Origin of the sequence: Chitinophaga sp. YIM B06452, assembly GCF_039655965.1 — a bacterium.
Lineage (GTDB): Bacteria > Bacteroidota > Bacteroidia > Chitinophagales > Chitinophagaceae > Chitinophaga.
Genome location: NZ_JAWLKY010000007.1, coordinates 1 through 14656, shown reverse-complemented (window position 1 = coordinate 14656; position 14656 = coordinate 1). Strand labels below are relative to the sequence as shown.

Here is a 14656-nt window from a genome sequence, read left to right as displayed (position 1 = left end):
CTCAAACGAGCGGCCTCTTCCAGTGAAAGAATCGGTTTCCTGTTTACCGGGTAGCTATCTTACAACGGTCACGTCGCCTTTGATGATGAAGGCCGGGCCGTTTGTCACTTTTTTATAGGTGAGCCACCATACAAAGGTTCCTACATCTACCGGGCGGCCTTTGTAAGTGCCGTCCCAGCCCTGGTACTGGTCTTTGCTGATGTATACCATTTCACCCCAGCGGTTGAAGATGCGCAGTTCATAGTCGTACATCGGGCCTCTTACCACGGGGCGGAACAGGTCGTTGTTCCCGTCTCCGTTCGGCGAGAAGGCGTTCGGCACTTCAGGCTTGCTGTCGCACTCTTTCACGTCGATGGTGATCTCGTCTGTCGTACTGCCGCAATCGTTGAACACTGTCACGCTGTAGGTGCCCGGCAGCGTTACTTCGATGGTGGCGGTAGTGGCGCCGGTGCTCCACCTGTAAGCCGTAGCGTTGGTCGCGTTGGTCTTCAGGATGTGGCGGCGGCCTTTACAGATGATGGTATCGTTGCCCAGGTTCACCGTCGGCGGGCCTGCAATGGTCACGCGGATGCTGTCTTCCTGGTACCTGTCGCAATAGCGGTCCAGTATGCCCAGTTTGTACACACCGCCGGTGCTGATGCTCTTCACAGGGTTCAGGTCTCCGTCGTTCCAGCGGTAGACGCCTGCATCAGGATGGCGTGCGTCTATGATGATGCTTCCGCCGGGGCACATGATGCGGTCTGGTCCGAGGTCGAAGGTCATGTTCGGGCGTTCTGCCACTCTCACGGATTCCCTCACCACGCAATTGTCCCTGTACACGGCCACTGAGTAAGTACCGGCCCTGCTTACGAGGATGGAGTTGCCCATTTCGCCGGTGCCCCACTGGATGCGTCCTGCATTCGTGTTTACGGTCAGCATGACGGTCTGGCCCGGGCAGATAGTGGTATCCCTGCTCAGCGTGATATCCGGCGGCGGGTTCACGGTTACATTGATGGTATCGATCGTGATGCAGCCGTTTTTGATCACCTGTACCCAGAAGCGTTCCTGTGTGCTCACATTGATGCTCGGCGTAGTGGCCCCGGTGCTCCAGAAGTAGCTGGAAGCGCCTTCCACGGTGGCGTTGAGCGTAACGCTCTGGCCGCGGCAGATGGTGGTGTCGGGGAGGTTTATCAGCGGCATCGGGATTACATCTACTTCTATCGAATCGGTGGCTGTACACATGCCGTTGCTTACGGTTACGCTGTACTTGCCGGCCTGTGTTACCCTGATGCGCTGGGTGGTCTCGCCGGTGCTCCAGGTGATGCTGTAGCCGAAGTTGGCCGGGCCTGCATCGAGTACCATACCGTTACCGCCGCAGAGGCTGGTGTCTTTGCCAAGGTTCACTACCGGCATGGCCACGTAATTGATGGTGTAGGTCATGGTGTCTGACACACAACCGGTCACACCGTCGCGTACGATGAAGGAAGCTGTGGTGGCGCCGTTCACGTTGAACCTCGGGTTGCCGGATGTGATCGGTACCTGTACTGCATTGGCAGGAGTTACACCTACCAGTGTGTATACCGGCCTGTTCACATTACCGCGCGTTCTGAGGGTGATGAACGGAGTAGTGCTGCAGTTGGTGAATACTTCCGCTTCAAGCTCAGGTTTCGGGCAAGGCATCACGATGATGCGCTGTATCACGTCCTGGGCTGCATTGCCGCACTGGTCTGTAATGCTCCACCTCCTGGTGATGGTGTAGCCGTTGCAGAGGTCCGGCGTATACGGATCCACGGTGTATTTCACTTTTTTCGGGAAGCTGGCGTCACAGTTGTCTGTGGCGTTCAGTTCTATCATGGTTGCCGGTACCGGTTCGCCACAGGTAAGCGTGATGTCTGCCGGCGGCGTTTCGATCACAGGTCTTGTAGTGTCCCTTACCGTGATCACCTGGCGCATTATGGAGGTGTTACCGCATTCGTCTTTGGCCGTCCAGGTGTAGATCAGGCGGTAGTTGCTGGTGCAAGTGCCCGGGATGTTCTCACGCTGCTGGTTGAAGGTTACGCTTACCGCGCCCGGCATGCTGCAATTGTCTGATGCAGTGATGCTGATGGGTGAGGGGATCGCATCGCAGCTCACCATCGTGTCTGCAGGGGCTGCCATGTTAAATACCGGCCTGGTGGTATCTATCACGGTGATCACCTGTGTGGCGGTGGCTGTATTGCCGCACTCGTCGCGGGCGATCCACGTGCGGGTGAGCCTGTAGTTGTTAATGCAATCGCCGGACAGTTGCATTCTCCTGAAGCTATACGTTACGGTAACGTTGTTGCCTGAACAGTTGTCTGTAGCGGTCATTGCAGGCGCGGCAGGTACGGCGTCGCAGTTTACGGTGATGTTGGTAGGCGGCTGCATGGTGAATACCGGTGCAGTTTTGTCTTCCACGGTCACTGTCTGCCTTATGGTGGTGCTGTTGCCGCATTCGTCGGTCACGGTCCAGGTGCGGATAAGGCGGTAGTTGTTTGCACAGGCGCCAGGGATGTTCTCGCGCACCTCGTTCTTCACGATGTTCAGCATGCTCACGGGTGAACAGTTGTCTGTCGCTGCCAGGTCCGGCTGCACGGGTATCGCGTCGCACGGAACGGTGATGTTGGCAGGGGCGGAAGTGGTGAACACAGGGGCCGTAGTGTCCCGGACGGTGATGATCTGTTCAACGGTCCTGCTGTTGCCGCACTCGTCTGTTGCCGTCCAGGTGCGTACCAGGCGGTAGTTGTTCGCGCAGGCGCCGGCTATGTTTTCGCGGCGTTCTGCTTTCACGATACGTACGCTGGCAGCCGGGCTGCAATTATCCATGGCCGTCAGGTCCGGCTGTGCAGGGATGGCGCTGCATTCCACGGTGACGTTGGCCGGTGTGCTCATGGTGAAGACCGGCGCTGTGCGGTCTGTTACCGTCAGTACCTGCCTTACCGCGGTGCTATTGCCACATTCGTCGGTGGCCGTCCAGGTGCGGATGAGGCGGTAGTTGTTTGCACAGGCGCCCGGGATGTTCTCGCGCACTTCGTTCTTCACGACGGTTACGCGGTCAGACGGTGTGCAGTTATCGGTCACGCTCAGGTCCGGCATTACCGGGATGGCGTCGCATTCTACGGTAGCATCTGCCGGTACGGACACGGTGAAGGTGGGCCTTGTGGTATCCTGTACGGTCAGCGTCTGTGTTACCACCCTGGCGTTGCCACATTCGTCTGTTGCAGTCCAGGTGCGGATCAGGCGGTAGTTGCTCATGCAGGCGCCCGGTATGTCTTCACGGCGTTCTGCTTTCACGATACGGATGTTGTTAGTGGCAGAACAGTTGTCTGTGGCGGTCAGGTTCGGCTGCGCGGGGATGTTGTTGCAATCCACGGTAGCATCTGCCGGTACAGGCATGGTGAATGTTGGTGCAGTGGTATCTGTTACCGTGATCACCTGCGTTACGGTGGCGCTGTTACCGCATTCGTCTGTCGCTGTCCAGGTGCGCACCAGGCGGTAGTTGTTCGCACAGGTTGCGCCAGGTATTTCTTCCCTGCGCTCGGCACGGGTGATGGTCACGCCGGCGGACGGGCTGCAGTTGTCGGTAGCGGTCAGCTGCGGCTGTGCCGGGATGGCATTACATTCCACGGTTACGTTCACTGGTACCGGCAGGGTGAATACCGGCCTGGTGGTATCCTGAACGGTCACGATCTGTGTGCCGGTAGTGGTATTGCCACATTCGTCAACGGCGGTCCAGGTGCGGATCAGGCGGTAATTGTTCACACATGCGCCGGCGATGTTCTGGCGGATTTCATTCCTGGTCACGGTTACGTTGGCAGCAGGACTGCAATTATCCGTGGCAGTCAGCACCGGTTGCGTCGGGATGGCGTCGCAATTCACGGTGATGTTCGCAGGGATCGGCATGGTGAATACGGGTTTGGTGGTATCCTGTACGGTGATCAGCTGTATCACGCGGGTGATGTTGCCGCATCCGTCGTTGGCAGTCCAGGTGCGCAGCAGCCTGTAATTGTTGGCGCAGGCGCCGGGTATATCCACGTGTTGTTCATCGTAAGTAATGCTTACAGTGGATGCGCAATTGTCTCTTGCGGTCATTACCGGCGCGGTTGGGATAGCGTCGCAGTTCACAGTGGTGTCGCGCGGGATCACGGTAGTGAATACCGGTTTGGTGCGGTCTGCCACTATGATGGTCTGCGTGAGGGTGGTGACGTTGCCACACACGTCTGTTGCGGTCCAGGTGCGGATCAGGCGGTAAGTGTTGGCGCAGGTGCTGTCTATCCTTTGCTGTGCTTTGGTGATGCTCACAATGCCGGAGCAGTTGTCCGTAGCGGCCAGGTCAGGTTGTGCAGGCACTGCGTCGCACTCAATGGTGATGTTCGCAGGGGCCGGGGTGGTGAACACCGGCGGCCTTGTATCCTGTACGGTGATGGTTTGTACGGCGGTAGTAAAGTTGCCGCACTCGTCGGTCGCTGTCCAGGTTCTGCGGAGCAGGTAATTATTCACACAAGCGCCCGGGATATTTACGCGTGTTTCGTTGAAGGTGATAGTGATCCTGTTGGCCGCGCTGCAATTGTCTCTTGCAGTCATTGCCGGCACTGCAGGGATGTTGTCACATTCTACCGTTACGTTGGCCGGGATGGCAGACGTGAACACAGGTGCTGTACGGTCTACCACGGTGATGGTCTGTGTTACGGTCGCGGCGTTGTTACATTCATCCAGCGCTGTCCACGTGCGGATCAGCAGGTAGTTGTTCGCGCAGGCGCCGGGTATGTTCTGCCTGATCTCGTTCTTCAGTATCCTGATGGTGTTGGCAGGGCTGCAATTGTCGGTAGCAGCCAGGTCGGGCATCGTCGGGATGGCGTTACATTCCACGGTCACGTTGGCCGGCGCAGCGGTGGTGAATACCGGCGGCCTTGTATCCTGTACCGTGATGGTTTGCGTTACCGTAGCCTGGTTGCCGCATTCGTCGCGGGCTGTCCAGGTGCGGATCAGCAGGTAGTTGTTCACGCAGGCATTGGGAATGTTCTGACGCACTTCGCTCTTCGTAACGGTCACGTTTGCGGCAGGGCTGCAATTGTCTGTAGCGCTCAGATCCGGCATTACGGGGATGGCGTTACATTCTACGGTTACGTTGGCTGGAGCTGAAGTGGTGAACCTCGGCCTGGTGGTATCCTGCACGGTAATGGTCTGTGTTACCACGGTCTGGTTGCCGCACTCGTCGCGGGCGGTCCACGTGCGGATGAGGCGGTAGTTGTTCACGCAGGCGCCCGGGATGTTCTGGCGAACTTCGTTCCTGGTCACGGTTACGTTGGCAGCGGGGCTGCAATTGTCCGTGGCGGTCAGGTTCGGCTGCGCCGGGATGGCGTCGCAGTTCACTGTGGTATTAGCCGGGGCGGGTGTGGTAAATACCGGCCTGGTCGTATCCTGGACGGTCAGGAGCTGGGTGAGCACAGTGGTGTTGCCACACTGATCTACCGCTGTCCAGGTTCTGCGGAGCTGGTAGTTATTGATACAGGCGCCGGGGATATTGATCCTGGTTTCAGCTTTGGTGATGGTGATCGTTGTAGCGGGACTGCAATTATCTGTGGCTGCCAGATCCGGCTGTGCGGGGATGGCGTCGCAGTTCACTGTGGTATTGGCCGGGGCTGCGGTGGTGAACACCGGCCTGGTAGTATCCTGTACGGTGACGATCTGGGTCAATACGGTGGTATTGCCGCACTGATCTACCGCTGTCCAGGTTCTGCGGAGCTGGTAGTTGTTGATACAAGCGCCGGGGATATTGATCCTGGTTTCAGCTTTGGTTATAGTGATCCCTGCTGCAGGACTGCAATTGTCCGTAGCGGCCAGGTTAGGCTGTACCGGAACAGCGTTACAGTTCACGGTGGTATCACGCGGAGCCGGGGTGGTGAATACCGGCCTTGTGGTATCCTGCACAGTGATAATCTGTGTCAGCACGGTGGTGTTGCCACACTGGTCACGGGCAGTCCAGGTTCTGCGCAGGCGGTAATTGTTTACACATGCGCCGGCGATGTTCTCACGCACTTCATTTCTTGTTACCGCCACGTTCGCGCCGGTACTGCAGTTATCGGTAGCATTGATGACCGGTTGTACGGGGATGGCATTACAATTCACAGTGGTATCGCGCGGGGCAGGAGCGGAGAATACCGGCCTGGTGGTATCCTGTACAGTGATGATCTGCGTCAGCACAGTGGTGTTACCACACTGGTCACGGGCGGTCCAGGTTCTGCGCAGGCGGTAATTGTTTACACATGCGCCGGCGATGTTCTCACGCACTTCATTTCTTGTTACCGCCACGTTCGCGCCGGTACTGCAGTTATCGGTAGCATTGATGACCGGTTGTACGGGGATGGCATTACAATTCACAGTGGTCTCGCGCGGGGCAGGAGCGGAGAATACCGGCCTGGTGGTATCCTGTACAGTGATGATCTGCGTCAGCACAGTGGTGTTACCACACTGGTCACGGGCGGTCCAGGTTCTGCGCAGGCGGTAATTGTTTACACATGCGCCCGCGATGTTCTCACGTACTTCGTTTCTTGTTATCGTCACGTTGGCGCCGGTACTGCAGTTATCGGTAGCGTTGATGACCGGTTGTACCGGGATGGCATTACAGTTCACGGTGGTGTCGCGCGGGGCAGGAGCAGAGAATACCGGCCTGGTGGTATCCTGTACAGTGATGATCTGCGTCAGCACGGTGGTGTTGCCACACTGGTCACGGGCAGTCCAGGTTCTGCGCAGGCGGTAATTGTTTACACATGCGCCCGCGATGTTCTCACGTACTTCGTTTCTTGTTATCGTCACGTTGGCGCCGGTACTGCAGTTATCGGTAGCGTTGATGACCGGTTGTACCGGGATGGCATTACAGTTCACGGTGGTGTCGCGCGGGGCAGGAGCAGAGAATACCGGCCTGGTGGTATCCTGTACAGTGATGATCTGCGTCAGCACGGTGGTGTTGCCACACTGGTCACGGGCGGTCCAGGTTCTGCGCAGGCGGTAATTGTTTACACATGCGCCCGCGATGTTCTCACGTACTTCGTTTCTTGTTATCGTCACGTTGGCGCCGGTACTGCAGTTATCGGTAGCGTTGATGACCGGTTGTACCGGGATGGCATTACAGTTCACGGTGGTGTCGCGCGGGGCAGGAGCAGAGAATACCGGCCTGGTGGTATCCTGTACAGTGATGATCTGCGTCAGCACGGTGGTGTTGCCACACTGGTCACGGGCGGTCCAGGTTCTGCGCAGGCGGTAGTTGTTTACGCATGCGCCGGCGATGTTCTCGCGTACTTCATTTCTTGTTACCACCACGTTAGCGCCGGTGCTACAGTTGTCGGTAGCGTTGATGACCGGTTGTACCGGGATGGCGTTACAATTCACAGTGGTGTCGCGCGGAGCGGCGGTTGCAAAGGACGGTTTAGTCGTATCCTGTACGGTCACGATCTGTGTCAGCACGGTCGTGTTACCACACTGGTCAACAGCGGTCCAGGTTCTGCGAAGGCGATAGTTGTTCACGCATGCACCTGTGATGTTCTCACGTACTTCGTTTCTTGTTATCACCACGTTGGCACCGGTGCTACAGTTATCGGTAGCGTTGATGACCGGTTGTACGGGGATAGCATTACAATTTACGGTGGTGTCGCGCGGAGCGGGAGCTGCGAATGCCGGCCTGGTCGTATCCTGTACGGTCACGATCTGTGTCAGCACAGTCGTGTTACCACATTGGTCAACAGCGGTCCAGGTTCTGCGCAGGCGATAGTTATTTACACAAGCACCAGCAATATTTTCACGCACTTCGTTTCTTGTTATCACCACGTTGGCGCCAGTGCTGCAGTTGTCTGTAGCGTTGATAACCGGCTGCACGGGGATAGCATTACAATTTACTGTGGTGTCGCGCGGAGCGGGAGCTGCGAATGCCGGCCTGGTAGTATCCTGAACAGTCACGATTTGCGTCAGCACGGTCGTGTTACCACACTGGTCAACAGCGGTCCAGGTTCTGCGCAGGCGGTAGTTATTCACGCATGCGCCGGCGATATTCTCACGTACTTCGTTTCGTGTCACTACCACGTTGGCACCGGTGCTACAGTTATCGGTAGCATTAATGACAGGTTGTACGGGGATGGCATTACAGTTCACGGTTGTGTCCCGCGGGGCAGGAGCGGAGAATGCCGGCCTGGTAGTATCCTGAACTGTGATGATCTGGCGCACAGAATCGATATTGCCACAAGCATCACGGGCAGTCCATACCCTGAACAGACGGTAATTGTTTATACAAGCACCCGGAGCAGACTCACGGCGTTCATTGAAGCTCACCGTTACCAGAGTAGCACTGCAATTATCAGTAGCTGTTAACAGCGGCGGAACAGCCGGGACNTCCCTGCGCTCATTGAAGCTCACCGTTACAAGAGCAGCACTGCAATTGTCCGTAGCCGTCAGTAAAGGCGGCACCGGAGGAATGGCATCACAATTCACAAGCACATTGGCCGGAGCAGGAACTGTGAAGGTCGGCCTGGTGGTATCCTGTACGGTGATGATCTGACGCACAGAATCAATATTGCCACAAGCATCTCTGGCAGTCCACACACGGAACAGGCGGTAATTGTTTATACAAGCACCCGGTGCGGACTCACGGCGTTCATTGAAGCTTACTACCACTAAAGCAGCACTGCAATTATCCGTTGCCGTTAACAGCGGCGGAACAGCCGGGATGGCGTTACAATTTACGGTGATGTTCGCCGGAGCAGGAACTGTGAAGGTCGGCCTGGTGGTATCCTGTACGGTGATGATCTGACGCACAGAATCAATATTGCCACAAGCATCTCTGGCAGTCCACACACGGAACAGGCGGTAATTGTTGATACAAGCACCCGGTGCGGACTCACGGCGTTCATTGAAGCTTACTACCACTAAAGCAGCACTGCAATTATCCGTTNTGTGGTGTCGCGCGGAGCGGGAGCTGCGAATGCCGGCCTGGTAGTATCCTGAACAGTCACGATTTGCGTCAGCACGGTCGTGTTACCACACTGGTCAACAGCGGTCCAGGTTCTGCGCAGGCGGTAGTTATTCACGCATGCGCCGGCGATATTCTCACGTACTTCGTTTCGTGTCACTACCACGTTGGCACCGGTGCTACAGTTATCGGTAGCATTAATGACAGGTTGTACGGGGATGGCATTACAGTTCACGGTTGTGTCCCGCGGGGCAGGAGCGGAGAATGCCGGCCTGGTAGTATCCTGAACTGTGATGATCTGGCGCACAGAATCGATATTGCCACAAGCATCACGGGCAGTCCATACCCTGAACAGACGGTAATTGTTTATACAAGCACCCGGAGCAGACTCACGGCGTTCATTGAAGCTCACCGTTACCAGAGTAGCACTGCAATTATCAGTAGCTGTTAACAGCGGCGGAACAGCCGGGACAGCGTTACAATTTACGGTGATGTTCGCCGGAGCAGGAACTGTGAAGGTCGGCCTGGTGGTATCCTGCACAGTGATGATCTGACGAACGGAGTCAATATTACCACAAGCATCACGGGCTGTCCATACACGGAACAGACGGTAATTGTTTACNAAGCACCCGGAGCAGACTCACGGCGTTCATTGAAGCTCACCGTTACCAGAGTAGCACTGCAATTATCAGTAGCTGTTAACAGCGGCGGAACAGCCGGGACAGCGTTACAATTTACGGTGATGTTCGCCGGAGCAGGAACTGTGAAGGTCGGCCAGGTGGTATCCTGCACAGTGATGATCTGACGCACAGAATCAATATTACCACAAGCATCACGGGCTGTCCATACACGGAACAGACGGTAATTGTTTATACAAGCACCCGGAGCAGACTCCCGGCGTTCATTGAAGCTAACAGGTACCAGAGTAGCACTGCAATTATCAGTAGCTGTTAACAGCGGCGGAACAGCCGGGATGGCGTTACAATTTACGGTGATGTTCGCCGGAGCAGGAACTGTGAAGGTCGGCCTGGTGGTATCCTGCACAGTGATGATCTGACGAACGGAGTCAATATTACCACAAGCATCACGGGCTGTCCATACACGGAACAGACGGTAATTGTTTACACAAGCACCCGGAGCAGATTCCCTGCGCTCATTGAAGCTCACCGTTACAAGTGCAGCACTGCAATTGTCCGTAGCCGTCAGTAAAGGCGGCACCGGAGGAATGGCATCACAATTCACAAGCACATTGGCTGGCGGAGCGACCGTGAACGTGGGCCTGGTGGTATCTTGTACTGTAATTATCTGGCGCACAGAATCAATATTGCCACAAGCATCACGGGCTGTCCATACCCTGAACAGACGGTAATTGTTTATACAAGCACCTGGAGCAGACTCACGGCGTTCATTGAAGCTAACAGGTACCAGAGTAGCACTGCAATTATCAGTAGCTGTTAACAGCGGCGGAACAGCCGGGACAGCGTTACAATTTACGGTGATGTTCGCCGGAGCAGGAACTGTGAAGGTCGGCCTGGTGGTATCCTGCACAGTGATGATCTGACGCACAGAATCAATATTACCACAAGCATCACGGGCAGTCCACACGCGGAACAGGCGGTAATTATTTATACAAGCACCCGGTGCGGACTCACGGCGTTCATTGAAGCTTACTACCACCAGGGCAGCACTGCAATTATCCGTTGCTGTTAACAGCGGCGGAACAGCGGGGATAGCATCACAATTTACAAGCACATTGGCTGGCGGAGCGACCGTGAAGGTCGGCCTGGTAGTATCCTGCACAGTAATGATCTGACGAACGGAGTCAATATTACCACAAGCATCACGGGCTGTCCATACACGGAACAGACGATAGTTATTTATACAAGCACCCGGAGCAGACTCACGGCGTTCATTGAAGCTCACCGTTACAAGAGCAGCACTGCAATTATCAGTAGCTGTTAACAGCGGCGGAACAGCTGGGATAGCGTTACAATTTACGGTAATGTTCGCCGGAGCAGGAACTGTGAACGTGGGCCTGGTGGTATCCTGCACAGTAATGATCTGACGAACAGAGTCAATATTACCACAAGCATCACGGGCTGTCCACACACGGAACAGACGATAGTTATTTATACAAGCACCCGGAGCGGACTCACGGCGTTCATTGAAGCTCACCGTTACAAGAGCAGCACTGCAATTATCAGTAGCCGTTAACAGCGGCGGAACAGCCGGGATGGCGTTACAATTTACGGTGATGTTCGCCGGAGCAGGAACTGTGAAGGTCGGCCTGGTGGTATCCTGGACAGTAATGATCTGACGAACGGAGTCAATATTACCACAAGCATCACGGGCTGTCCATACACGGAACAGACGGTAATTGTTTACACAAGCACCCGGAGCAGATTCCCTGCGCTCATTGAAGCTCACCGTTACAAGTGCAGCACTGCAATTGTCCGTAGCCGTCAGTAAAGGCGGCACCGGAGGAATGGCATCACAATTCACAAGCACATTGGCTGGCGGAGCGACCGTGAACGTGGGCCTGGTGGTATCTTGTACTGTAATTATCTGGCGCACAGAATCAATATTGCCACAAGCATCACGGGCTGTCCATACCCTGAACAGACGGTAATTGTTTATACAAGCACCTGGAGCAGACTCACGGCGTTCATTGAAGCTTACTACCACCAGAGCAGCACTGCAATTGTCCGTAGCCGTCAGTAAAGGTGGCACCGGAGGAATAGCATCACAATTTACAAGCACATTGGCTGGCGGAGCGACCGTGAAGGTCGGCCTGGTAGTATCCTGCACAGTAATGATCTGACGAACGGAGTCAATATTGCCACAAGCATCACGGGCTGTCCACACACGGAACAGACGATAGTTATTTATACAAGCACCCGGATCANTCTGACGCACAGAATCAATATTGCCACAAGCATCTCTGGCAGTCCATACACGGAACAGACGGTAATTATTTATACAAGCACCTGGAGCGGACTCACGACGTTCATTGAAGCTCACCGTTACAAGAGCAGCACTGCAATTGTCAGTAGCCGTTAACAGCGGCGGAACAGCTGGGATAGCGTTACAATTTACGGTAATGTTCGCCGGAGCAGGAACTGTGAACGTGGGCCTGGTGGTATCCTGCACAGTAATGATCTGACGAACAGAGTCAATATTACCACAAGCATCACGGGCTGTCCATACACGGAACAGACGATAGTTATTTATACAAGCACCCGGAGCAGACTCACGGCGTTCATTGAAGCTTACTACCACCAGGGCAGCACTGCAATTATCCGTTGCTGTTAACAGCGGCGGAACAGCGGGGATAGCATCACAATTTACAAGCACATTGGCTGGCGGAGCGACCGTGAAGATCGGTCTGGTGNTGTTAACAGCGGCGGAACAGCTGGGATAGCGTTACAATTTACGGTAATGTTCGCCGGAGCAGGAACTGTGAACGTGGGCCTGGTGGTATCCTGCACAGTAATGATCTGACGAACAGAGTCAATATTACCACAAGCATCACGGGCTGTCCACACACGGAACAGACGATAGTTATTTATACAAGCACCCGGAGCGGACTCACGGCGTTCATTGAAGCTCACCGTTACAAGAGCAGCACTGCAATTATCAGTAGCCGTCAGTAAAGGTGGCACCGGAGGAATGGCATCACAATTCACAAGCACATTGGATGGCGGAGCTACCGTGAACGTCGGCCTGGTCGTATCCTGCACAGCAATGATCTGACGAACGGAGTCAACATTGCCACAAGCATCTCTGGCAGTCCACACGCGGAACAGGCGGTAATTATTTATACAAGCACCCGGAGCGGATTCCCTCCGCTCATTAAAGCTCACCGTTACGAGAGCAGCACTACAATTATCAGTAGCCGTCAGTAAAGGCGGAACAGCCGGAATAGCATCACAATTCACAAGCACATTGGCTGGCGGAGCGACCGTGAACGTGGGCCTGGTCGTATCCTGCACAGTAATGATCTGACGAACGGAGTCAACATTGCCACAAGCATCTCTGGCAGTCCACACGCGGAACAGACGGTAATTATTTATACAAGCACCCGGTGCGGATTCACGGCGCTCATTAAAGCTCACCGTTACAAGAGCAGCGCTACAATTATCAGTTGCCGTCAGTAAAGGCGGCACCGGAGGAATGGCATCACAATTTACAAGCACATTGGCTGGCGGAGCAACGGTGAAAGTCGGCCTGGTCGTATCCTGCACAGTAATGATCTGACGCACAGAATCAATATTGCCACAAGCATCACGGGCTGTCCATACCCTGAACAGGCGGTAATTATTTATACAAGCACCCGGAGCGGACTCACGGCGCTCATTGAAGCTTACTACCACCAGGGCAGCGCTACAATTATCCGTTGCTGTTAACAGCGGCGGAACAGCGGGGATAGCATCACAATTTACAAGCACATTGGCTGGCGGAGCAACGGTGAACGTCGGCCTGGTCGTATCCTGTACTGTGATGATCTGACGCACAGAATCAATATTGCCACATGCATCACGGGCAGTCCATACACGGAACAGACGGTAATTATTTATACAAGCACCTGGAGCGGACTCACGGCGTTCATTGAAGCTCACCGTTACAAGAGCAGCACTGCAATTGTCAGTAGCCGTTAACAGCGGCGGAACAGCTGGGATAGCGTTACAATTTACGGTAATGTTCGCCGGAGCAGGAACTGTGAACGTGGGCCTGGTGGTATCCTGCACAGTAATGATCTGACGAACAGAGTCAATATTACCACAAGCATCACGGGCTGTCCACACACGGAACAGACGATAGTTATTTATACAAGCACCCGGAGCGGACTCACGGCGTTCATTGAAGCTCACCGTTACAAGAGCAGCACTGCAATTATCAGTAGCCGTCAGTAAAGGTGGCACCGGAGGAATGGCATCACAATTCACAAGCACATTGGATGGCGGAGCTACCGTGAACGTCGGCCTGGTCGTATCCTGCACAGCAATGATCTGACGAACGGAGTCAACATTGCCACAAGCATCTCTGGCAGTCCACACGCGGAACAGGCGGTAATTATTTATACAAGCACCCGGAGCAGATTCCCTCCGCTCATTAAAGCTCACCGTTACGAGAGCAGCACTACAATTATCAGTAGCCGTCAGTAAAGGCGGAACAGCCGGAATAGCATCACAATTCACAAGCACATTGGCTGGCGGAGCGACCGTGAACGTGGGCCTGGTCGTATCCTGCACAGTAATGATCTGACGAACGGAGTCAATATTACCACAAGCATCACGGGCTGTCCAAACCCGGAACAGACGGTAATTGTTTATACAAGCACCCGGAGCGGACTCACGGCGTTCATTGAAGCTCACCGTTACAAGAGCAGCACTGCAATTATCAGTAGCTGTTAACAGCGGCGGAACAGCCGGGATAGCGTTACAATTTACAGTAATGTTCGCCGGAGCAGGAACTGTGAACGTCGGCCTGGTGGTATCCTGCACAGTGATGATCTGACGAACGGAGTCAATATTACCACAAGCATCACGGGCTGTCCACACCCGGAACAGACGATAGTTATTTATACAAGCACCCGGAGCGGACTCACGGCGTTCGTTGAAGCTTACTACCACCAGGGCAGCGCTACAATTATCAGTAGCCGTCAGTAAAGGCGGCACCGGAGGAATGGCATCACAATTC

At 54.9% G+C, this 14656-nt stretch carries 1 protein-coding gene; it reads right to left on the bottom strand.

The annotated features are described in order from the left end of the window. Positions 1–54: 54 nt before the first annotated feature. Positions 55–8802, bottom strand: a complete 8748-nt coding sequence (locus R3I13_RS24245) for a gliding motility-associated C-terminal domain-containing protein (RefSeq protein ID WP_346320576.1) — start codon at positions 8800–8802, stop codon at positions 55–57. Positions 8803–14656: the final 5854 nt, after the last annotated feature.